The 24038-nt window shown below is 36.6% G+C and carries 21 protein-coding genes and 3 tRNA genes; 21 read left to right on the forward strand and 3 right to left on the reverse strand.

Features of this window, described 5'->3' with window-relative positions; translation table 11 throughout:
* Positions 1-2: 2 nt before the first annotated feature.
* From AKK44_RS05130 to AKK44_RS05140, 3 genes are read left to right on the forward strand one after another with little or no spacing between them, the layout of a single operon-like run.
* Positions 3-842: an energy-coupling factor ABC transporter ATP-binding protein gene (locus AKK44_RS05130; RefSeq protein WP_054278799.1), complete on the forward strand. Its 840-nt coding sequence runs from the start codon at positions 3-5 to the stop codon at positions 840-842.
* Complete coding sequence (locus AKK44_RS05135; protein WP_054278800.1) at positions 818-1660, forward strand: energy-coupling factor transporter ATPase; 843 nt, start codon at positions 818-820, stop codon at positions 1658-1660. Before AKK44_RS05130 ends, AKK44_RS05135 begins: the two co-directional genes overlap by 25 nt.
* A complete protein-coding gene (locus AKK44_RS05140) occupies positions 1653-2456 on the forward strand; it encodes an energy-coupling factor transporter transmembrane component T family protein (protein ID WP_054278801.1) in 804 nt (267 codons plus the stop codon). Before AKK44_RS05135 ends, AKK44_RS05140 begins: the two co-directional genes overlap by 8 nt.
* Positions 2457-2518: 62 nt before the next feature.
* Here the strand turns inward: AKK44_RS05140 and AKK44_RS05145 are convergent.
* Both AKK44_RS05145 and AKK44_RS05150 read right to left on the reverse strand, forming a co-directional pair.
* Positions 2519-2592, reverse strand: a tRNA-Asn gene (locus AKK44_RS05145).
* A 33-nt stretch (positions 2593-2625) separates the two neighbouring features.
* Positions 2626-2697: transfer RNA gene (locus tag AKK44_RS05150), tRNA-Glu, on the reverse strand.
* A 458-nt stretch (positions 2698-3155) separates the two neighbouring features.
* Between AKK44_RS05150 and AKK44_RS05155 the strand changes: the two genes are divergently transcribed.
* Positions 3156-3229, forward strand: a tRNA-Arg gene (locus AKK44_RS05155).
* A gap of 91 nt (positions 3230-3320) precedes the next feature.
* Here AKK44_RS05155 and rlmH read toward each other — a convergent pair.
* Positions 3321-3800, reverse strand: coding sequence for a 23S rRNA (pseudouridine(1915)-N(3))-methyltransferase RlmH (gene rlmH, locus AKK44_RS05160; RefSeq protein ID WP_037595854.1), 480 nt, complete (start codon positions 3798-3800; stop codon positions 3321-3323).
* 208 nt (positions 3801-4008) lie between these two features.
* Here rlmH and AKK44_RS05165 point away from each other — a divergent pair, with 208 nt between their 5' ends.
* The 17 genes from AKK44_RS05165 (at position 4009) to AKK44_RS05240 (ending at position 23709) form a co-directional block, all read left to right on the forward strand.
* On the forward strand, positions 4009-5229 hold the full coding sequence (locus AKK44_RS05165) for a S1C family serine protease (protein ID WP_054278802.1): 1221 nt from the start codon (positions 4009-4011) through the stop codon (positions 5227-5229).
* Between the two features lie 66 nt (positions 5230-5295).
* A complete protein-coding gene (locus AKK44_RS05170; RefSeq protein ID WP_054278803.1) occupies positions 5296-6069 on the forward strand; it encodes a ParB/RepB/Spo0J family partition protein in 774 nt (257 codons plus the stop codon).
* A gap of 232 nt (positions 6070-6301) precedes the next feature.
* Entirely contained in the window at positions 6302-7657 is a 1356-nt protein-coding gene (dnaA, locus tag AKK44_RS05175; protein ID WP_054278804.1) for a chromosomal replication initiator protein DnaA, read from the forward strand.
* Positions 7658-7813: 156 nt separating this feature from the next.
* Complete coding sequence (dnaN, locus tag AKK44_RS05180) at positions 7814-8950, forward strand: DNA polymerase III subunit beta (RefSeq protein WP_037595851.1); 1137 nt, start codon at positions 7814-7816, stop codon at positions 8948-8950.
* A 73-nt stretch (positions 8951-9023) separates the two neighbouring features.
* The gene (locus AKK44_RS05185; RefSeq protein WP_054278805.1) at positions 9024-9221 is read left to right on the forward strand and encodes a DUF951 domain-containing protein; all 198 of its coding nucleotides are present in this window, start codon (positions 9024-9026) and stop codon (positions 9219-9221) included.
* Between the two features lie 221 nt (positions 9222-9442).
* Entirely contained in the window at positions 9443-10558 is a 1116-nt protein-coding gene (gene ychF, locus AKK44_RS05190; RefSeq protein ID WP_054278806.1) for a redox-regulated ATPase YchF, read from the forward strand.
* Positions 10559-10649: 91 nt separating this feature from the next.
* Positions 10650-11219, forward strand: coding sequence for an aminoacyl-tRNA hydrolase (gene pth / locus AKK44_RS05195; protein ID WP_054278807.1), 570 nt, complete (start codon positions 10650-10652; stop codon positions 11217-11219).
* A gap of 2 nt (positions 11220-11221) precedes the next feature.
* A complete protein-coding gene (gene mfd / locus AKK44_RS05200) occupies positions 11222-14722 on the forward strand; it encodes a transcription-repair coupling factor (RefSeq protein ID WP_054278808.1) in 3501 nt (1166 codons plus the stop codon).
* Positions 14685-16190 carry an oligosaccharide flippase family protein gene (locus tag AKK44_RS05205; RefSeq protein ID WP_054278809.1) on the forward strand — a complete coding sequence of 502 codons (1506 nt, stop codon included), beginning with the start codon at positions 14685-14687 and terminating at the stop codon, positions 16188-16190. The genes mfd and AKK44_RS05205 overlap by 38 nt, the downstream gene beginning before the upstream one ends.
* A gap of 34 nt (positions 16191-16224) precedes the next feature.
* A complete protein-coding gene (locus AKK44_RS05210) occupies positions 16225-16497 on the forward strand; it encodes an RNA-binding S4 domain-containing protein (RefSeq protein ID WP_054278810.1) in 273 nt (90 codons plus the stop codon).
* Entirely contained in the window at positions 16484-16855 is a 372-nt protein-coding gene (locus tag AKK44_RS05215) for an FtsB family cell division protein (protein WP_054278811.1), read from the forward strand. Before AKK44_RS05210 ends, AKK44_RS05215 begins: the two co-directional genes overlap by 14 nt.
* A gap of 1 nt (position 16856) precedes the next feature.
* Positions 16857-16991 carry an SP_0009 family protein gene (locus AKK44_RS09330; protein WP_269082442.1) on the forward strand — a complete coding sequence of 45 codons (135 nt, stop codon included), beginning with the start codon at positions 16857-16859 and terminating at the stop codon, positions 16989-16991.
* Between the two features lie 18 nt (positions 16992-17009).
* On the forward strand, positions 17010-18296 hold the full coding sequence (locus AKK44_RS05220; RefSeq protein WP_054278812.1) for a serine hydrolase: 1287 nt from the start codon (positions 17010-17012) through the stop codon (positions 18294-18296).
* Entirely contained in the window at positions 18293-19576 is a 1284-nt protein-coding gene (tilS, locus tag AKK44_RS05225; protein WP_054278813.1) for a tRNA lysidine(34) synthetase TilS, read from the forward strand. The genes AKK44_RS05220 and tilS overlap by 4 nt, the downstream gene beginning before the upstream one ends.
* A 4-nt stretch (positions 19577-19580) precedes the next feature.
* On the forward strand, positions 19581-20123 hold the full coding sequence (hpt, locus tag AKK44_RS05230; protein WP_037595837.1) for a hypoxanthine phosphoribosyltransferase: 543 nt from the start codon (positions 19581-19583) through the stop codon (positions 20121-20123).
* A gap of 21 nt (positions 20124-20144) precedes the next feature.
* Positions 20145-22118, forward strand: coding sequence for an ATP-dependent zinc metalloprotease FtsH (gene ftsH, locus AKK44_RS05235; RefSeq protein WP_054278814.1), 1974 nt, complete (start codon positions 20145-20147; stop codon positions 22116-22118).
* 199 nt (positions 22119-22317) lie between these two features.
* Positions 22318-23709: an APC family permease gene (locus tag AKK44_RS05240; RefSeq protein ID WP_054278815.1), complete on the forward strand. Its 1392-nt coding sequence runs from the start codon at positions 22318-22320 to the stop codon at positions 23707-23709.
* Positions 23710-24038 lie beyond the last annotated feature (329 nt).

Raw genomic sequence — 24038 nt, forward strand, 5'->3', positions numbered from 1 at the left:
CTATGACAACTATTATTGAACTTAAAAATGTTACCTTTAAATACAATCAAGAGCAAGAAGATTATACTCTCAATCATGTTAGTTTTAACGTTAAAAAAGGGGAATGGTTGTCTATTATTGGACACAATGGTTCTGGAAAATCAACCACTGTGCGATTAATTGATGGGCTATTAGAAGCCGATTCAGGTCATATCTTTGTGGATGGAGATCTTCTGTCCGAAGAGAATATTTGGGAGATTAGACGAAAAATCGGAATGGTCTTTCAAAATCCTGACAACCAATTTGTTGGCGCTACTGTTGAAGATGATGTCGCTTTTGGTCTTGAAAACAAAGGCGTTCCCCATGATAACATGGCAGAAGCAGTCACCCAAGCCCTGAATTTAGTTGGCATGGCTTCTTTCAAAGAAAGAGAACCTTCTCGCTTATCTGGTGGTCAAAAACAACGGGTTGCGATTGCTGGTGCCGTAGCAATGAAACCCATGATTATCATTTTAGACGAAGCCACTAGCATGCTCGACCCTAAAGGCCGACTCGAGCTGATTCAGACCATCCAATCCATTAGGAAACAATACGACATCACTGTTATCTCAATAACCCACGATCTTGATGAGGTTGCTCTTAGTGATCGGGTTCTCGTCATGAAAAATGGACAAGTTGAGTCTGCTTCTACACCAGAACAACTATTTTCTAGAGGAGATGAGCTAATCAACTTGGGTCTTGACATCCCTTTTACAACTTCTGTTATTAATATGCTAAAAGAAGAAGGGTATGCGATACAAGATACCTATCTCACAGAAAAGGAATTGGAAAATAAGCTATGTCAATTAATCTCCAAGATGTAAATTACACATACCAAATAGGGACACCTTTTGAGGGGCGTGCCCTTTTTGACATCACTCTAGATATTAAAAAAGCCTCCTATACCGCCTTTATAGGCCATACAGGATCTGGAAAATCGACAATTATGCAGCTGTTAAATGGCCTCAATGTCCCAACAACTGGAAAAGTCATCGTAAATGGGCAAGAAATCACCAGTCATTCTAAAAATAAAGATATCAAGTCTATTCGCAAACAGGTAGGCTTAGTTTTTCAATTTCCTGAGAGTCAATTGTTTGAAGAAACTGTCCTTAAAGACGTGGCTTTTGGCCCCCAGAACTTTGGTGTCTCTAAAGAAGAAGCCGAAATGATTGCGCGTGAAAAGTTAGCTCTTGTCGGTATTTCTGAAGATCTTTTTTTTAAAAATCCATTTGAACTGTCTGGCGGGCAAATGCGACGAGTGGCTATCGCAGGGATTTTAGCGATGCAACCTGAAGTCTTAATTTTAGATGAGCCAACCGCAGGACTTGACCCAAAAGGAAGAAAAGAATTAATGCAATTGTTTAAAACCCTTCATCAATCAGGAATGACGATTGTTTTAGTGACTCATTTGATGGATGACGTTGCTAATTATGCTGATTTCGTCTATGTTTTGGAGGCAGGAACAGTTGTTAAAGCAGGAAACCCCCGAGACATTTTTCAACAGGTTGCCTTTCTTGAAAGCAAGCAACTAGGGGTCCCAAAAGTTACTAAATTTGCTCAAAAATTGGTCAAAAATGGCTTGTCTTTGCCTTATCTTCCAGTTACATTAGAAGAATTACGCGAGGTATTACGCCATGGATAAGCTTATTTTAGGCCGCTACATTCCAGGGAATTCCATTATTCACCGGCTTGACCCTAGAAGTAAGTTAATCGCAATGACCATTTACATCATTATTGTTTTTTGGGCTAATAATCTCGCAACAAATCTTCTCATGCTAGTTTTTACACTAGTAGCTGTATTACTCTCAAAAATTAAGTTAAGCTTCTTTATCAATGGGGTGAAGCCCATGATTGGGATTATCTTATTTACCACCTTATTCCAAATGTTTTTTGTCCAAGGTGGAACCATACTAGCTGAGTTTTGGGTGATCAAAATTACAAGCACTGGACTGAGTCAGGCAACCCTCATTTTTATGCGTTTTGTGTTCATCATTTTTTTCTCCACCCTATTAACCTTGACAACGACTCCTCTCAGCTTGTCTGATGCTGTTGAGTCTCTGCTAAAACCCTTAGTTAGGCTAAAGGTACCTGCCCATGAAATCGGGCTTATGCTCTCTCTGAGCCTACGTTTTGTTCCGACATTGATGGATGATACCACGCGCATTATGAATGCTCAAAAAGCGCGTGGAGTTGATTTTGGCGAAGGTAACTTAATTCAAAAGGTAAAATCAATTATTCCTATTTTAATCCCTTTATTTGCTTCTAGTTTCAAGAGAGCCGATGCCTTAGCAATCGCTATGGAAGCTAGAGGATACCAAGGCGGTGAAGGACGTACAAAATATCGCTTACTGCAATGGAAATTAATCGATACTGTTGCCATATTGTGCTTAGTGATTATAGGCATCCTCTTATTTGCCTTAAAGAACCCTATTTCATAAGAATATCATCAAAAAAACACCTCATGTTTAATGAAGTGTTTTTTTGATTTTTGTATTTAAAACTCCGGCAGTAGGACTCGAACCTACGACATCATGATTAACAGTCATGCGCTACTACCAACTGAGCTATGCCGGAAAAACAAAAAAATTGCCACAATGACAATCTCGATAGTCCGTACGGGATTCGAACCCGTGTTACCGCCGTGAAAAGGCGGTGTCTTAACCCCTTGACCAACGGACCAGAAGTTTTGGAGTAGTTCTCCTTAACACTCTTACTATTATAGCAGAATATTTTGGGTTGTCTATACTTTTTTTAAAATTTTTTCAAAAAAAATTTCACCACTATAACGTGTCATCTCTGGTCTAATTAAACCAGTTCTTAGAGGCCTTCTTAAAGATGTTAAAAATAATTGTTACCTTGTCCGGTAATGACTGAGATTAGCTTCAACGTTATATTTGAAACACCTTTTTAAAGCTAAATAAATTTGTCTAGCAGTTTTTAATGTATCACTATCGTTACCTGAGAGACCTTCTCACTGCTTTGAGGTATGTATCAGCTCTCAGAAGAGTTTTTATGCACCTAAGTAACTAATCTTGCCATAGACCTTTGATTTTTGATAAAGACTGGAGAAATTGACATACTTCTATCAATTACCCATTGACAGCTATGGCTTCTTTTTGTTAAAATAAGGAAGTTAAGGTCTCATAGCTCAGCTGGATAGAGCATTCGCCTTCTAAGCGAACGGTCGCAGGTTCGAATCCTGCTGGGATCAAATGAAAAAGCTCTAATGGTGTTAATGACCATTGGAGCTTTTTGCATCTCAAATTATTAATACCTAAATCCTAGTGAGTTTCACATGAAACTTATTTATGGTAGGGGCTGCCCTGTCTAATCATAAAAGCGCGGTAGATTTGTTCTACTAGGATTAATCGCATTAGTTGATGAGGTAGGGTTAACAAACCAAAACTCATCAAGAGATTTGCTTGCTTCTTAATAGTCTCATCTAGCCCAAGACTACCACCAATGATTAGGCTAATATCTGAATAACCTTTGAGTGTGGTATCCTCTATTATTTGACTAAATTGTTCTGAAGGAAACTGTTTTCCTTCGATGGCTAATGCAATCACAAAATCTCTAGGTCCTATTTTTTTGGCTATTCTATCTGCTTCTTTTTGCAGAATAATCCGCTTTTCAGCATCACTTGCTTTTTCTGGTGTTTTTTCATCAGGTAACTCCACCACTTCAAATTGGCAAAAACGAGACAAGCGTTTTTGATACTCTGCAATGCCATCTTTTAAATATTTTTCTTTTAATTTTCCAACACAAATAACTTTCAATTTCATGAAGCCATTGTACCATATAAAAAAAGATTTGCACAGTTTATCCACATGTTAACAAGCACTTTTTTCTCTAAAAATCTTATTATAGCAATCTTTTCATTCAGAGATAAAAAAGTTTTCCACAAGTTGTGGATACTTTTCTTTTTACGTTTTTTAAGGTATAATTAAGCGAAGTTTTATAAGCTATTAAAAAATATTTGGAGGTGATTTAGTGTCAAGGTATAAAGTGGTATTGAAATGGTTATGGGTTTTGCTCATTGGATTTTTAGGGGGGCTATTGGCTGTTTTTGTGGTAAATGGTTTTAATCGCACCAATTTAAAGCCAGCTTCTGATGGAACTGTAACAAGTAAAATGACGTTTGATAACACGACAAACACAACAAAAGCCGTAAAAGCTATCCAAAATGCCGTTGTGTCGGTTATCAATTATCAAAAAAATCCAGCTTCTGCGATTACAAATCCTTACAGCAAACTATTTGGTGACAGTGACACAGCATCAGAAAAAGAAAAAGAATTAGCTGTTTACAGCGAAGGGTCTGGGGTTATTTACAAAAAGTCTGGAAATTCTGCATATCTCGTTACCAATAATCACGTGATTAATGGTGCCGAAAGGATTGAAATTTTAATGGCTGATGGTTCTAAGGTTGTCGGTGAACTTGTCGGTTCAGACACCTACTCTGATTTGGCTGTCGTAAAAATCTCTTCTGATAAAATTAAAACCGTTGCGGAATTTGCAGACTCTACTAAAATTAATGTCGGTGAAGTGGCAATCGCTATTGGTAGCCCCCTTGGAACCGAATATGCCAATTCAGTTACTGAAGGTATTGTTTCTAGCTTGAGCCGTACTGTTACCTTAAAAAATGAAGAGGGTGAGACAGTATCAACAAATGCTATTCAAACCGATGCTGCCATCAATCCTGGTAACTCAGGTGGGCCTTTAATTAACATTGAAGGACAAATCATTGGGATAAACTCAAGTAAAATCTCATCGACTCCTACAGGAGCTAACAGCAGCGGTGCTGTTGAGGGGATTGGATTTGCTATTCCTTCAAGTGACGTTATCAAAATTATCAATCAGTTAGAATCCAACAAAGAAGTGATTCGACCTGCACTGGGCATTTCAATGGTTAATCTCAACGATCTATCAACCAGTGCGCTTAGCCAAATTAACATCCCAACCAGTGTTACCAACGGGATTGTGGTAGCTTTTGTACAAGAAGGCATGCCCGCTGATGGTAAACTTAAACGATACGATGTCATTACAGAAATTGATGGGCAACCGGTAAATGCTATCAGTGACTTGCAAAGTATCTTATATGGACACAATATTAACGATAGTATCAAGGTAACCTTCTACCGAGGAACTGCCAAGAAAAAACAAGTTATTAAATTGACAAAAACAACCAAGGACTTGACTAAAAAACAGCAGTAAACTTGACAAGTACTGTAAAAAACCTTTACAATATCGTAAAGGTTTTTTACCTTTTGAAAGGATGATATGACAGAAACATTGATGCATATTGCCATTGAGGACATCGTGGCAAATCCCTATCAACCCCGTCTTCAGTTCAATCAAGCAGAGCTAGAAGAGTTGGCTGCCTCAATTAAAATAAACGGACTCATTCAGCCAATTATTGTTCGTCAATCAGATGTGTTTGGCTACGAATTAGTTGCCGGAGAGAGGCGATTAAAGGCATCTCAATTAGCTGGTTTGACAAAGGTCCCAGCTATCATTAAAGACATGTCTAGTCTGGAAAGCATGCAGCAAGCAATTGTTGAAAATTTGCAGCGCTCTGACTTAAATGCCATGGAAGAAGCAAAAGCCTATCAGGCACTGATTGAAAAAAGCAAAATGACACACGCAGAAGTGGCTACTTATATGGGGAAATCACGTCCCTACATCAGCAACACCATTAGACTGTTACAACTGCCGCAAGAAATTAGCCAATCCATTGAAGAGGGAACCATCAGTGCAGGGCATGCCAGAGCATTGCTTGCTTTGCCAAAAGCAAAAGATCAACTGCATTATTTTCATGAAATTATCGAACAAGGATTAAGTGTGAGGCAAATTGAGCAGTTAGTAAAGCAAAAGGATAACCCAAAGCAAAAAACAAAAAATAAGGACTTATTTGTAAGCTCTTTGGAAAAAGAACTCTCACAAGCGCTTGGACTAGAAACCAAACTTTCTGTAAATAAAGATGGTAGTGGGCAGTTGCGCATCTCTTTTGCAACCTCAGAAGAATTAAACAGAGTTATGAACAAGCTCCATTAGGCTGTTCATAATTCTCTTTTTTTGTTTTAGTTTTCCACAAGTAAAATAGTAGAATACGCTTGTCTCTTAGGGATTTAAAAAGTTACGCACACCCTGTGGATAACTTAGATTAACAGTGTGTATATCTTTTCCACAGGGTGTGCGTAACTCAGATTAATCGCAGACTCTTGTGGAAAACTGTTTTTTTTTATGGTAGAATAAGTCTAGAATTATCCACAAGAAGGAACCTCATATGACTGAAAATGAACAAATTTTTTGGAATAGGGTCTTGGAACTTGCTCAAAGCCAATTAAAACAGGCTACCTATGAATTTTTTGTACATGATGCTAGATTATTAAAAGTTGAAAATCATGTCGCTACCATTTATTTGGACCAAATGAAAGAATTATTTTGGGAAAAAAACCTTAAGGATGTTATTTTAACAGCTGGGTTTGAGATTTTTAACGCTCAAATTACTGTTGAATACGTTTTTGAAGAAGATCTGGTTATTGAGCAACGTCAAAGTCAACCTAATTACCAATATCAACCTCAGGTTGCACCCCAATTACCTGCTGTAAAATCAGACCTCAATTCTAAATATAGTTTTGATAATTTTATTCAAGGAGATGAAAATAGATGGGCGGTTGCAGCTTCCATAGCTGTAGCAAACACACCTGGGACAACTTACAATCCTTTATTTATCTGGGGCGGTCCTGGACTAGGTAAAACCCACCTTTTAAACGCCATTGGCAACTCCGTGTTGCTTGAAAATCCAAATGCCCGCATCAAATACATTACAGCAGAAAACTTTATCAATGAGTTTGTTATCCATATTCGATTAGACACAATGGATGAACTAAAAGAAAAGTTCCGTAATTTAGACTTGCTCCTGATTGATGATATTCAATCACTGGCAAAAAAAACCTTATCAGGTACCCAAGAAGAGTTCTTTAATACTTTTAATGCTCTCCATAACAACAACAAACAAATTGTGTTGACAAGTGACCGCACACCAGACCATCTCAATGATTTGGAAGATCGTCTAGTCACGCGCTTTAAATGGGGATTGACCGTTAATATCACTCCACCTGATTTTGAAACACGTGTTGCTATTTTAACCAATAAAATCCAAGACTACACGTTCACTTTTCCGCAAGATACCATTGAATACTTAGCAGGCCAGTTTGATTCTAACGTTAGAGATTTAGAAGGTGCCTTAAAAGACATCAGCCTAGTTGCCAATTTTAAACAGATTGATACGATTACAGTTGATGTTGCTGCCGAAGCTATCAGAGCTCGTAAGCAAGATGGTCCTAAAATGACTGTTATTCCTATCGAAGACATACAAGTTCAAGTTGGAAAATTCTATGATGTCACTGTCAAAGAAATCAAAGCCACTAAACGTACCCAAGATATTGTGCTAGCAAGACAAGTTGCGATGTTTTTAGCGCGTGAGATGACTGACAATAGTCTGCCTAAAATTGGGAAAGAATTTGGTGGACGCGATCACTCTACTGTTTTACATGCCTACAACAAAATAAAAAATATGATTGCCCAAGACGATAGTCTCAGAATTGAAATTGAGACCATCAAAAATAAAATCAAATAAGCCTTGTGGATAACTTATCATCTTAATCAAAAGTTGTCCACATGTTGTGAACAACCTCTTTCCCTTTTGAGCAGAGCTCCTAGCCCACTTATCCACTGTATACACAAGACCTACTACTACTACTATATCTAATACTTATAAACTAAAGGAGTTCCCATGATTCAATTTTCTATCAACCGCTCTTTATTTATCCAAGCTTTGAATACCACTAAAAGAGCCATTAGCAGTAAAAACGCTATTCCTATTTTATCAACCATAAAAATTGAAGTTAGTCAGTCTTATCTCACCTTGACAGGTTCTAACGGTCAAATCTCTATTGAAAATACCATTCCTGTCAGCAATGAGAATGCTGGACTGTTGATAACGTCACCTGGTTCGATTTTATTAGAGGCTAATTTTTTCATTAACATTATTTCCAGTCTTCCAGACGTTAGCCTTGAGTTTAAAGAAATTGAACAACATCAAGTTGTTTTAACGAGTGGAAAATCAGAGATTACTCTAAAAGGGAAAGATGTTGATCAATACCCTCGTCTCCAAGAAGTCTCTGCTGAGAATCCGCTACGACTTTCTACTAAACTACTCAAGACAATTATTGCAGAGACAGCTTTTGCAGCTAGTCTTCAAGAAAGTCGCCCTATTTTGACTGGTGTTCATTTTGTCTTAAGTAACCATAAAGATTTCAAAGCGGTAGCAACAGACTCGCATCGCATGAGTCAACGCCTTATTACCTTGGAAAAAACCTCTAATGACTTTGATGTGGTCATTCCAAGCAAATCATTGAGAGAGTTTTCAGCCGTCTTTACTGACGATATTGAAACCGTTGAGGTATTTTTCTCACCAAGTCAAATGTTATTCAGAAGTGAGCACATTTCATTTTACACTCGACTATTAGAAGGCAATTACCCTGATACCGATCGTTTACTCATGAATCAATTTGAAACAGAAGTGGTCTTTAACACACAAGCCTTGCGCCACGCTATGGAACGTGCCTATCTGATTTCAAATGCGACGCAAAACGGGACGGTAAAACTAGAAATTGAAGCAAATCGTATTTCAGCCCATGTTAATTCGCCAGAAGTTGGTAAAGTGAATGAAGACTTAGACATCGTAACGCAATCTGGAAAAGAGTTGACCATCAGTTTTAACCCCACTTACTTGATTGAGTCCTTAAAAGCGATTAAGAGTGAAACGGTTAAAATCCATTTCTTATCACCAGTTCGACCATTCACCTTAACACCAGGAGATGATGAAGAAGGTTTCATTCAGTTGATTACGCCAGTTCGTACCAACTAATCACAAAAAGGCTCCCTTTTAGGAGCTTTTTTTGTTATGATAAATGATAAAGACAATATGAGTGGAGAAGAAAATGTATCAAGTTGGATCACTTATTGAAATGAAAAAACCCCATGCCTGTGTCATTAAAGAAACAGGTAAAAAAGCTAATCAGTGGAAAGTGCTCAGAGTAGGAGCCGATATTAAAATTCAGTGTACTAACTGTCAGCATGTTATTATGATGAGTCGTTACGATTTTGAGCGCAAACTAAAAAAAGTGCTGCAATACTGAATATCCTCTCTAGGCTATGTTAAAATGATATGTGCTTTAACAAAATGAGCTATTATAACCGTTTTAGAATTTTTTGATGCCTTTGTTTCTAAATAGATTATTTAAAAAGAAAAGTCGTATGTTAGCAAGAGAGTCTGAAATTTTCTTCTCATCATACCGTTTTTTCTGCTATTTTCTGTTATAATAGTTTTGATTGAAATTTTGAACGGAGACTAGATAAAATGGCTTTAACAGCAGGTATCGTTGGTTTACCTAATGTTGGTAAATCAACCCTATTTAATGCAATTACAAAAGCAGGTGCAGAAGCTGCTAACTATCCTTTTGCAACTATTGATCCCAATGTTGGAATGGTAGAAGTCCCAGATGAACGTTTGCAAAAATTGACAGAAATTGTTGTTCCTAAAAAAACAATTCCAACAACTTTTGAATTTACAGATATTGCAGGAATTGTAAAAGGCGCTTCTAAAGGAGAGGGGCTGGGAAATAAATTTTTAGCTAATATTCGTGAGGTAGATGCGATTGTACATGTTGTCCGAGCATTTGATGACGAAAATGTGATGCGCGAGCAGGGGCGTGAGGATGCCTTTGTGGACCCGATGGCTGATATTGATACCATTAACCTCGAATTGATCTTAGCTGACTTAGAATCTATTAACAAGCGCTATGCGCGTGTTGAAAAGATGGCCCGCACTCAAAAAGATAAAGAGTCAGTTGCTGAGTTTACTATTTTAGAAAAAATAAAACCTGTACTGGAAGATGGCAAGTCTGCTCGTACAATTGAGTTTACAGAAGAAGAGCAGCGTATCGTTAGGCAATTATTTTTATTAACGACCAAACCAGTCCTTTATGTTGCGAATGTAGATGAGGATAAGGTCGCTAATCCAGATGATATTAGCTATGTGAAACAAATTCGTGAATTTGCAGCAACAGAAAATGCTGAGGTAGTTGTGATTTCAGCGCGTGCTGAGGAAGAAATCTCAGAGCTTGATGATGAAGACAAGGCAGAATTTTTAGAGGCTATTGGACTTACAGAGTCTGGGGTTGATAAATTAACGCGTGCGGCTTATCATTTACTTGGCCTTGGGACATACTTCACAGCAGGCGAAAAAGAAGTTCGTGCTTGGACTTTTAAGCGTGGCATTAAAGCACCTCAAGCAGCAGGGATTATTCACTCTGATTTTGAGCGTGGTTTTATCCGTGCGGTAACCATGTCTTATGATGACTTGATTGCTTATGGTTCAGAAAAAGCCGTCAAAGAAGCAGGACGTTTACGCGAAGAAGGAAAAGAATACATCGTTCAAGATGGTGACATCATGGAGTTTCGATTTAACGTGTAACCAAGTGATGATTTATTAAATTAGACAATACATCAGGCTGGAAAAAGATTCCAGTCCTTTTGACATTTACAAAAAGATTGGAGATAAGCTAGTGGTAAAAATGATTGTTGGTCTGGGAAATCCAGGTTCAAAATATGATAAGACCAAACACAATATTGGTTTTATGGCAGTTGACAGAATTGTAAAAGATCTTGACGTATCCTTTACAGAAGAAAAAAACTTTAAGGCTCTAGTAGGAAGTACTTTTATTAACCAAGAAAAAATCTATTTTGTTAAACCAATCACGTTTATGAATAATAGTGGTATCGCAGTAAAAGCTTTGCTGACCTATTATAATATTTCAATAGCTGATTTATTGGTGATTTATGACGACTTAGATATTGAGGTTGGGAAGATTAGATTTCGTCAAAAAGGTTCTGCAGGAGGTCATAATGGGATAAAATCGCTCATTGCTCATATTGGAACACAGGAATTTGATCGGATTAAAATTGGTATCGGTAGACCGAAAGATGGAATGACAGTCATTAACCACGTTCTGGGAGATTTTTCTAAAGATGATGCTATTACAATGTCATTAACACTTGACAAAGTTGTCAATGCTGTCAATTATTATTTACAGGAAAACAATTTTGAAAAGACCATGCAAAAATTTAACGGTTAATTATGAATATTTTAGAGTTATTTAGTCAAAACAAAGCTATTCAGGAGTGGCATTCAGATCTTCTAACCTCCAACAGACAGCTCATTATGGGACTTTCTGGTTCAAACAAAGCCTTAGCAATGGCATCAGCCTATCTTTCTCATCAAGAAAAAATAGTTATTGTCACATCGACACAAAATGATATGGAGAAATTAGCTTTTGAACTGTCAAGTCTTCTAGGGGAAGAGCATATTTTTCAATTTTTTGCAGATGATGTGGCAGCTGCAGAATTCATCTTTGCCTCTATGGACAAGACAATATCTCGCGTAGAGGCGCTAACTTTTTTGTTAAGCTCAGAGTCAAGAGGCATGTTACTTGTTTCAATAGCTGGATTGAGAACCTTGTTACCAGATCCAAAAGTATTTCAGCACAGCACCTTATCATTCCGTATTGGAATGGAATATCAACTTGACAGACTTGTAAAAGAACTTGTAAAGATAGGGTATCAAAAAGTATCGCAAGTTATGGGACCAGGCGAATTTAGCAAACGGGGTGACATTTTAGATGTCTATGAAATCACACAAGAGAGTCCTGTTCGGATTGAATTTTTTGGAGATGAAGTAGATGGTATTAGAATTTTCGATCCTAATACGCAACAATCATTAAGAGCAATAGAGGAATTCACTATTACTCCAGCTAGTGATTTGCTATTTACTTCAGATGATTTTTCAAGGGGCGTCAAAAACCTAGAAAAGTCAATTGAATCTGCAAATGATCTAAGTAAAGCCTATTTAGAGGATTTATTAGCAGTCTCAAAAGATGGGTTTAGGCATGCTGACATCCGAAAATTTCAATCTCTTTTTTATGAGAAAGAGTGGAGTCTTTTTGACTACATTCCAAAAGAAGCTCCATTATTTTTTGATGACTTTCAAAAAATAGTCGACAAGAATGCGAAACTAGATTTAGAAGTTGCCAATTTGTTGACAGAAGATTTACAACAGGGTAAAGCTATTTCTTCTTTAAACTATTTTGCCGATACCTATAAACACTTGCGTCATTATCAACCGGCTACATTTTTTTCAAATTTCCATAAAGGACTAGGCAATATCAAGTTTGACAAGATTCACTCCTTTACTCAATATGCGATGCAAGAATTTTTCAATCAATTCCCATTATTGATTGATGAAATTAAGAGATATCAAAAAAACAAAACAACCGTTTTGTTACAACTTGACTCTCAAAAAGCTTACGAACGCCTGCACAAAGCTTTTGAAGAATATGATTTTCAGCTGCCCATGGTTGCTGCTAATGATATCGCTGTAAAGCAAGCACAAATTATTATCGGTAGTTTGTCAAATGGCTTTTACTTTGCAGATGAAAAATTAGCCGTCATTACAGAACATGAAATCTATCATAAAAAAATAAAACGTCGGGCTCGACGTTCAGCAATTAGTAATGCAGAGCGTTTAAAAGATTATAATGAGTTGAGCCAAGGTGACTATGTGGTGCATAATGTTCATGGGATTGGTCAGTTTTTAGGGATTGAAACCATCCAAGTCCAGGGAATTCATCGAGATTATGTCACGATTCAATATCAAAATTCTGACCGTATTTCCTTACCTGTTGAACAGATAGAAAGTTTATCAAAATACGTATCTGCAGATGGTAAACAGCCTAAAATCAATAAACTCAATGATGGTCGTTTTCAAAAAACCAAGCAAAAGGTTGCACAACAGGTCGAGGATATTGCAGATGATTTGCTAAAACTTTATGCTGAAAGAAGTCAACAAAAAGGCTTTCAATTTTCTCCAGATGATGACTTGCAGCGCTCTTTTGATGAAGATTTCACGTTTGTTGAAACTCAAGACCAACTGAGATCAATCCAAGAGATAAAATCAGACATGGAAAGTGCCCAGCCTATGGATAGGTTATTGGTTGGAGATGTCGGTTTTGGTAAAACCGAGGTAGCAATGAGAGCAGCCTTTAAGGCTGTCAATGACAATAAGCAAGTAGCTATTTTAGTACCAACGACAGTTCTAGCCCAACAACACTATGAAAATTTTAAAGTAAGATTTGAAAACTATCCTGTGGCAATTGATGTTATGAGTCGCTTCCGCAGTAAAAAAGAACAGACAGAAACACTTGAAGCATTGTCCAAAGGACAAGTTGACATCATTATTGGGACTCATAGATTATTATCAAAAGATGTTGTTTTTTCAGATTTAGGATTGATTATTATAGACGAAGAGCAGCGCTTCGGTGTTAAGCACAAAGAAAAATTAAAGGAATTAAAAACAAAAGTTGATGTGTTAACCTTAACAGCAACACCAATTCCTAGGACACTGCATATGTCCATGTTAGGGATCAGAGATTTATCTGTCATTGAAACTCCTCCTACCAATCGCTATCCTGTACAAACCTATGTCTTGGAAACTAATCCTGGATTGATTAGGGAAGCTATTCTTAGAGAGATTGACCGAGGAGGGCAAGTTTTTTACATTTACAATAAGGTTGACACGATTGACAAAAAAGTATCGGAACTTCAGGAATTAGTTCCAGAAGTTTCAATCGGACTTGTCCATGGTCAAATGAGTGAGATACAGCTCGAAAACACTCTGATTGACTTTATTAATGGTGAATACGATGTTTTAGTGGCTACCACCATTATTGAAACAGGAGTAGATATTTCTAATGTTAACACCTTGTTTATCGAAAATGCTGATCATATGGGGTTGTCAACCTTATATCAACTTCGAGGACGAGTAGGTCGTAGCAATCGCATTGCTTATGCTTATCTGATGCACAAACCTGATAAAGTTTTAACCGAAATTTCTGAAAAAAGGTTAGAGGCAATTAAAGGTTTTACAGAATTAGGGTCAGGCTTTAAAATTGCCATGCGAGATTTATCAATTAGAGGCGCAGGAAATATCCTAGGGGCTTCACAAAGTGGTTTTATCGACTCAGTCGGTTTTGAATTGTATTCACAACTGCTAGAACAAGCAATAGCAAGTAAACAAGGAAAATCAACAGTAAGACAAAAAGGAAACGCCGAAATCAATTTACAGATAGATGCTTATTTACCGAGCGAGTACATTAAAGACGAGAGACAAAAAATCGACATTTATAAACGCATTCGTGAGATTGATTCCAAAGAAGCCTATCTTAATCTTCAAGAAGAAATCATGGACCGCTTTGGAGAGTATCCAGACCAAGTTGCTTATCTTTTAGAAATTGGGCTATTAAAATATTACATGGACAGTGCTTTTGCTGAGAGTGTTGACAGAAAACAACAAAAAGTGTCAATCCGATTTGAGACTGTGTCACTAAGTTATTATTTGACACAGGATTATTTCGAGGCTCTTTCAAAAACGGGATTAAAAGCCATCATTAGTGATAATCAAGGAAAAGTTGAGATTGTCTTTGATGTTCGAAATAAAAAAGACTATGAGATATTGGAAGAAATGATCATATTTGGAGAGGCACTCAGTGAAATTAAACTCAGAAAACGTCCAGAATCACGCTAAAACCTCTAGCATATTAATTATTGTTAGTGGGTTATTGTCAAAGATATTGGCTGCCATCTATCGTATTCCTTATCAGAACTTGGTAGGTGATAGAGGATTTTATGCTTACCAACAGATTTACCCATTACTTGCTATTATTTCTTCTTTATCTTTAATCGCCTTTCCTAATCTTATTTCTAGCCTCGCTCAAAAACGAAATCCTTTGCAACTCATCACTCTGTTTAAAGTACAGTTATTGATATGCTGGTTTTTATCGGGAGTTTTATTGATGGGGCATGAAATATTTGCGAATGTCATGGGTGCTCCTCAGTTAAAAATCGCCTTATTAATAACAGCAATTACCTTAATACCAGTTCCATTTATATCTTTTTATAGAGGGCTAGCTCAAGCTGACTATCAAATGCTTCCAACAGCTATTAGCCAGGTTATCGAACAACTCATTAGAGTGTCTATCATCATCGCAGCCGCTCTTTGTTACCGTATTTTTAACTGGGATATTTATGCTACGGCTAACCTTGCTGCGAGTGGTAATTTATTGGCCAGCTTAGTTATTTTAGGCTACCTCAAAGTTACTAGCCCTTATCAGCTATGGAGTTATGTTCAAAAAGGCCACTTTGCCTTAAAAGACATTAAAGATTTAGGGCTATCTCCTCTTATCTTTATCTTGTTTTCCATTTATTTACTCGTGTTTCAGCTTATTGATTCCTTATTTGTGAAAAATGGTTTGGTTACTTTTGGCTATTCAAACACTATTGCAGAAGCTATCAAAGGAGGTTATGATCGGGGACAACCGTTAATCCAATTTGGATTGCTATTTTCAACAGCTCTATTTACAGCCTATCTGCCCAAATTAAGCGCTTTATATCACGATAATCACAGCCTTTATCTTAAAGAAAGCGAGACTTTTTTCGATTTCATCTTCTATTTTAGTGCTACCTTGACACTAGGTTTTATTAGTGTTCTGAGAGTAATGAATAAAGTGTTATTTGGTGATACTAAGTACTTGTGGGCTTTGATGGTTTATGTGATGGTTATATTTGTATCGAGCATGATTCAATTTTTCCACCACAAATGCTTTATTGAGCATCAAGTGAAAAAATCACTGAATATTTTAGTGTTAGGCTTATTAGCGAAGTTATTCTTGACACCGCTGTTGACTGTCTATTTTTCAATTACTGGGAGCTCCTTGTCAACCCTTATTAGTTTAGGTTTAGTCTACTATTTGTATAGCTCATTTACAGGAGCGTCTATAAAAGAACTTATCAGTTGGAAATATGTACTAACTCTGTGCGCTATGCTATTAACTGTCTATGTCAGTCAATCTCTACTTCCATCTAAAGGACGATTAGACTCTCTTCTTAGTTTATTTGTCTCTGCTAGTTTGGGATTGCTTAGCTTTTTAGTGCTTTCTAAGCAGTTGGGGGTCTTCAGTTCAAAATTATGGTCTTTTCTACCATTTACGAAATAAAAATGATAAAATGAAAGAAATTGTGGGGTAAATTATGAGATTAGATAAATACTTAAAAGTATCACGAATTATTAAACGTCGTCCTGTCGCCAAAGAGGTTGCAGATAAAGGACGTATCAAGGTAAATGGCATACTTGCCAAAAGTTCAACGGACTTAAAACTAGGAGATCAAATCGATATACGATTTGGGCATAAGTTACTGTCTGTGCGTGTTATTGACATGAAAGATAGCACTAAAAAAGAAGATGCTGTCAAACTTTATGAGATTATCAGTGAAAAAAGGATTGATAGCAATGAAGAAGCCTAGCATTGTTCAATTAAACAATCAGTACATCAACAAAGAGAACGTCAAAAAAAAGTTTGAAGAAGAAGAACTTCAAAAACGTAATCGCTTTATGGGATGGCTCTTAGTGAGTATGATGTTTTTGTTGATTCTTCCAACATATAATTTAGTCAAAAATTATGTTGATTTTAAAAAACAACAGCAGCAAGTCATCAAATTGCAAAAAGAGTATCAAACTTTAGAACAAGAAACAAAATCAGAACAACTTTTGGTAGAACAGCTAAAAGACGATGAGTTTGTCAAAAAATACGCTCGTTCCAAGTATTATCTATCACGAGAAGGGGAAATGATTTATCCTGTTCCAGGATTATTGCCAAAATAAAATGACTAATAAAACAATTATTGAAAAAATCGAGACATTTCTTTCTTTTTCTGATGCCAAGCTAGCTGAGCTAGAAAAAGAAAATCAAAACCTTAAACTCATGGACAAGAACATAGAAAAGCTAGCAGACAAGTAGAAAGGAGAACAAAACCAAATGAAAAAACTGTTAGCTGTTATGCTAATGCCAGTTTTTTGGACTCCTTTACCTGTTATTAGTACCGAAAAAGTGATTCCTTTGTCAAATACTGACCTATATCAATTAGGACAAGACATCGTAAAATCAACAAAATACTATCATCAGATTCCTAAAAATCCAAATCTCTTCCAAGATTCAGTTGTCTATGACGATATGGATTTGACTGTGGCAGATCACTTGATAGAACCTGATACCCCTATTCAGATTGTCAATCTAGGAGTTAATAATCATCAAGTGCCAGTATTTGAGTTAGCTGACGGCAAATATATCGAAGCTAGCCGTTACATCATTTATGAGGATCAGGTCATCAGCCAATCATCTGTAGACCTCAAGTTTTGGACTCAAAAACATATGACTATTTATCCTAGTCCTTATGTTTTAGGGGTTAAAGAAACAAAGATGGCCGTTGAACCAAACGTCAGTGTTCATGCCAGTAATATGGCACAAACACATCACGGCACTTACTATTTGATTGATCAAAAAGGGTGGGTTCATGAAAAAGACCTCTCTATTTCTGATAACCGCATGAGCAAGGTTCAAGAAATGCTGACCAATAAATACAACAAGGATCAGTATTCTATTTTTGTTAAGCAGCTAGATACCCAGGCAAGTGCGGGAATTAATGCAGATAAACTCATGTATGCAGCAAGCATATCTAAACTAGCTACCTTGTATCATGTTCAAAAGCAATTAAATGTAAAAAAATATTCTGATAATGACATGTTAACCTATATTGATGCTGTTAATCATTTTTATGGTGATTACGATCCTACAGGTAGTGGCGAAATGAGTAAAACAGCAGATCATAAAGATTACAGCATCAAAACTCTCCTTAAGGCTGTTGCTAAGCACTCAGATAATGTGGCAACTAATTTACTAGGTTATTATCTTTGCCAGCAGTACCAAGGAGATTTCCAAAATGAGCTAAGAGCACTTTCTGGAATTGACTGGGATATGGAAAAACGACTGATTTCTTCAAAAGCCGCAGCAAATGTGATGGAGGCTATCTATTATCAAAAAGGAGATATTATTTCATACTTATCGGCAACGGATTTTGATGATTCTCGAATAGCAAAAAACATCCCTGTTCCTGTGGCCCATAAAATTGGAGATGCCTATGACTATAAACATGATGTTGCTATTGTTTACGGCAAGTCCCCATTTATCCTATCCGTCATGACAGATAAGGCTTCTTATGATGACATTACAAACATCGCTGATGATGTTTATTCTATTTTAAAATGACCTATCAAGAAATTTATAACTTTATCAAAGGCAAGTCTTATTTTGAAAACCACCGTCGCGTGTTAATAGCTGTTTCTGGTGGTATCGATTCAATGACTTTATTACAATTTTTACACCATTTTAAAGAGCAACTTCAAATTGATATCGGCATAGCTCACATCAATCATAAGCAAAGGCCAGAATCAGATGATGAGGAAGCTTACTTGAGGCTGTGGGCCAAAGAACAATCTATCCCTATCCACGTTGCCTATTTTGAGGGAGAATTTTCTGAAAAAGCAGCGCGTGATTGCCGCTATCGCTTTTTTAAAGAAACAATGCAAGCTTATCATTATTCTGCGGTGGTTACTGCGCATCATGCCGATGACCAAGCAGAGACCGTTTTGATGAGGTTGATTCGAGGAAGTCGATTGAGGCACCTTGCTGCTATGAAAGAAGTTCAAGAATTTGCCAATGGGCAGTTAATTCGACCATTTTTGACAATTAACAAATCAGATTTTCCAAAAACTTTTCATTTTGAAGACAGTTCTAATGAAAGTTTTCGATATTTTCGTAATCGGGTAAGGCACCAATTATTACCCGAACTGAGTCGTGAAAATCCTCAAATCAAACAAGCACTCAGTGACTTATCTAAGGAAAGTCAACTTCTCTTTGAAGCACTGAATGATCTTACTTCAACGATTGACACAACCTGTTTGGACGATTTTTTAAGCCAAACCAGGTCTGTACAATATTTTTTATTGCAGCAATACTTAGAGGAATTTTCACATTTAAATATCAAAAAGACACAATTTGATACCTTGCTTCATATCATAAGAAGTCAAAAAAAAGGAATTTATCCCTTAAAAAATCAACATGTTCTAGTTATTGGTAGCGAATCTTTTAAAGTAACTAAAATCATTCCAAAGACTGAGTCAACTTCTTCTAAGATTGTGTTAGAATATGACAGTCAGACTCACTACCAACGGTACTCTTTTGTATTTGCTCAAACTCCCTTAAAAAAGGACTATGACTTGACAATCCCTTTATATAGCAACTCCCCAATTACTTTACGACATCGTCAAGCAGGTGATAGCATTTCTTTAGGGAAATTTTCAAAAAAATTAAGACGGCTGTTTATAGATGAAAAGATTCCTCTTCTAGATAGACAATATGCCATTATAGGTGAGCAAGATGGGCAAGTCATCTTTGTCATGATTGGCGATAAAACATATTTGAGAAAAGCCTCTAAACATGATATAATGTTGGCTAAACTGTATATTGAAAAATTAGAAAAAAGGTGACGGCATGCTCGAGCAAGACATTAAAAAAATTCTTTACACCGAAAAAGAAATTATCCAAAAAACAAAAGAGCTAGGAGAACAACTGACCAAGGATTATCAAGGGAAAAACCCTTTGATGGTAGGTGTTTTGAAGGGCTCTGTGCCTTTTATGGCAGAATTAATGAAACATATTGACACACATGTTGAAATTGATTTTATGGTGGTATCTAGCTATCACGGGGGCACTACTAGTAGTGGAGAAGTCAAAATTTTAAAAGATGTTGACACCAATATAGAAGGTAGAGACATCATTTTTGTTGAGGATATTATCGACACTGGTCGTACACTGAAATATTTGCGCGACATGTTCAAATACCGTAAGGCAAGCTCAATTAAAATAGCTACCTTGTTTGACAAACCAGAAGGACGTGTGGTTGACATTGAAGCAGATTATGTTTGCTATAATGTGCCAAATGAATTTATTGTAGGATTTGGTTTAGATTATGCAGAAAATTATAGAAATCTTCCTTACGTAGGTGTCTTAAAGGAAGAAGTCTATTCAAAATAGGAAAAGGTCAATTATTACTGTATGAAAAATAATAAAAATAATAGTTTTGTTAAAAATTCTTTCATATATTTATTGATGATTGTTATTGTTATAACAGGATTTCAATATTATTTAAAAGGAACAAGTATACAAAGCCAACAGATTAGTTATTCAAAACTAATCAAGCATATAAAAGCTGGAGATGTTAAATCACTGAGTTATCAGCCCAGTGGAAGTATTATTGAGGTAAAAGGAAAATACGACAAACCTCAAAAAGTATCTGTAGACAAAAACTTGTCGTTTTTGGGAAGCAATGCGGCAACCAAAGTAACAGAATTTACCTCGCTGATTTTACCAAGTGATTCGATTTTGAAAGAAATGGTTGCTGCTGCTGATAAAAACGGCACTGATATTACAGTTAAACAAGAAAGCTCAAGTGGTACTTGGATTACGTTCTTGATGAGCTTTTTACCAATTGTGATTTTTGCAGCCTTTATGATGATGATGATGAATCAAGGTGGCGGTGGTGCTCGAGGTGCCATGAGCTTTGGTAAAAACAAAGCAAAAACACAATCGAAAAGCAAGGTTAAAGTAAGGTTTACAGACGTTGCTGGAGCCGAAGAAGAAAAACAAGAATTGGTCGAAGTCGTTGATTTTCTAAAAAATCCTAAAAAGTACAAAGCATTAGGAGCACGCATTCCTTCAGGTGTCCTTTTAGAAGGCCCTCCAGGGACAGGTAAGACCTTACTTGCAAAAGCAGTTGCAGGTGAAGCAGCCGTACCATTTTTTAGCATCTCAGGTTCAGACTTTGTTGAGATGTTTGTCGGTGTTGGTGCAAGCCGTGTCCGCTCATTATTTGAAGATGCGAAAAAAGCTGAACGTGCTATTATTTTCATAGATGAAATCGATGCTGTCGGTCGCCGTCGTGGAGCTGGTATGGGGGGAGGCAACGATGAAAGAGAACAAACCCTTAATCAGTTACTTATTGAAATGGATGGCTTTGAAGGTAACGAAAGCATTATTGTCATTGCGGCAACAAACCGTAGCGATGTTTTAGATCCAGCCTTGCTAAGACCTGGTCGTTTTGACCGTAAGGTTCTAGTAGGTCGTCCAGATGTTAAAGGACGTGAAGCAATTTTGCGTGTTCATACTAAGAATAAACCTCTTGCAGAAGATGTTAATCTTAAAGTTGTGGCACAACAAACACCTGGTTTTGTTGGTGCAGACCTTGAGAACGTATTAAATGAGGCAGCATTAGTTGCAGCACGTCGAAACAAAACAAAAATTGATGCTAGTGATATTGATGAAGCAGAAGACCGTGTTATTGCCGGACCATCGAAAAAAGATCGTACGGTTTCTCAAAAAGAACGAGAAATGGTTGCTTATCATGAAGCAGGACACACGATTGTTGGTTTAGTCTTGTCAAATGCACGTGTTGTTCACAAAGTAACAATTGTTCCTAGGGGACGTGCAGGTGGCTACATGATAGCACTTCCTAAAGAAGATCAAATGCTTCTATCTAAAGATGATTTAAAAGAACAACTTGCAGGCTTAATGGGTGGTCGTGTCGCAGAAGAAATTATTTTCAATGCCCAAACTACTGGCGCTTCAAACGATTTTGAACAAGCGACTCAAATGGCTAGAGCTATGGTAACTGAATATGGTATGAGTGAAAAACTTGGACCGGTTCAATATGAGGGTAATCATGCGATGATGCCTGGCCAACTTTCTCCTGAGAAATCTTATTCAGCTCACACTGCTCGTATTATTGATGATGAAGTTCGTGAACTATTAAATGAAGCTCGTAACAAAGCAGCTGACATTATCAATGAAAATAGAGAAACTCACAAACTTATTGCAGAAGCGCTTCTGAAACATGAAACTCTAGACGCAGCACAAATTAAGTCTATTTATGAAACTGGTAAAATGCCAAATGATTTAGACTCTGAAGATACTGACGTTCATGCTTTATCTTACGAAGAAGTTAAAGAAAAACTAGCAGATACTGAAGACTAATTTGAACGCCGCAAAAAAAGAACCCTAGGGTTCTTTTTTCTTTTTGATAAATGTTTTATAGAATCATCAAATCAATTAACAAATAAATTCATTAGAGTTATCAGATTTTTGAAATTTTTTAGGTTTGAGAAATTTACATTCTTTGAGAACTGTGATAAACTAGTAAAAATAAATTGTTTAGATATAGAAAAGAGACAAGATGAACCTACTTCGGAAAAAAAATAATATAGGCAATAAAACAGAAATGAACAGACATTTCAAGGTCATTGACCTAGTGTTTTTAGGTCTAGGCTCTATGGTTGGTACTGGTATTTTTACCATAACAGGTATCGGAGCAGCTAACTATGCAGGTCCAGCGCTAACTATCTCAATTATCCTTTCGGCGATTGCTATTGGCATCCTAGCCCTCTTTTATGCTGAATTTGCATCTCGTATCCCAGCAAATGGAGGAGCCTACAGCTATGTATATGCGACCCTCGGGGAATTCCCAGCATGGATTGTAGGTTGGTATATCATCATGGAGTTTTTGACAGCAATTTCCAGTGTTGCTGTTGGATGGGGGAGCTATCTGAAGGGGCTTTTAGCTAATTATGGATTTCATCTTCCAGCAGCACTTAATGGTACCTTTAATCCAAAGTTAGGACATTATATTGATATTCTACCAGTCTTAGTCATGTTTTTCGTTACTGCAATCGTTCTTATGAATTCAAAAGCAGCTTTAAGATTTAACAGTCTATTAGTGGTGCTAAAATTTTCTGCTTTAGCCTTGTTTATCATAGTAGGACTATTTTTCATTGATGGGAATAACTGGTCTAGTTTTTCGCCTTATGGTTGGGGACAAATCTATGGTGGAAAATCAGGGATTTTTGCAGGCGCATCGGTCATGTTCTTTGCTTTTTTAGGATTTGAATCCATTTCAATGACTGTTGATGAAGTTAAAGACCCGCAAAAAACAATTCCAAGGGGAATTATTTTTTCACTAGGTATTGTTACAGTGCTCTATATCGTTGTTACAATAGTATTGACAGGAATTGTTCATTATACTAAATTAAATGTCCCAGATGCAGTTGCCTTTGCACTCAGAACCATTGGACTAAACTGGGCTGCTGACTATGTTTCTATTGTAGCAATCATGACCTTGATTACAGTGTGTATTTCAATGACTTACGCATTGGCTAGAATTATTTATAGCATTAGTCGAGATGGATTGTTACCAAAATTCCTCCATCAAATTACCACAGAAAACAAAATTCCTAAAAATGCAACATTAGTTGTGGGCTTTTTAGCAATGATTTGTGCAGGAGTTTTTCCACTGGCGACTCTAGCAGAATTTGTTAATATCTGTACCCTTGCTTACTTGATTATCATGTCTTATGCTATTATTAAATTGAGAAAAAATGAGGGTAAACCTAAAGAGGGTGAATTTAAAACACCATTAGTACCATTTCTTCCTATTGTAGCTATTATTATTTGTGCTTCTTTTATGAGTCAATACATGCTGCAAACATGGATCTCTTTTGGAATCGTAACAATTATTGGAGCATTGATTTATACCTTGTATGGCTATAAAAATTCAAAAGAAAATTCATAGATTTCAAATTAAAAATTACAACCAAACAAGCTTTTCTGTATTGAACAGAAAAGCTTGTTTTTTTATAATGATTTTCATATATGAGTTGGTTTGCTAATAGCATAGACTTAAGGGCTAATAAACTGAACTTTCGGATCATCCATAGCTAAAAAAGATTTTTAATAGACATACTAACAAATTTGATTTTTGAAAGTACTAATGAAAAATGTTGCACATTTCAGTTCAACGTGGCAGATTGTAGTAGTTTGTCGGGATGAAACTCCAGTGTCTTGTACTTTTGAGAAAACTTCATTTTAGAGTTTTTAAGGACATTATCAAAAAATATTTAA

Source organism: Streptococcus phocae (assembly GCF_001302265.1).
GTDB lineage: Bacteria > Bacillota > Bacilli > Lactobacillales > Streptococcaceae > Streptococcus > Streptococcus phocae.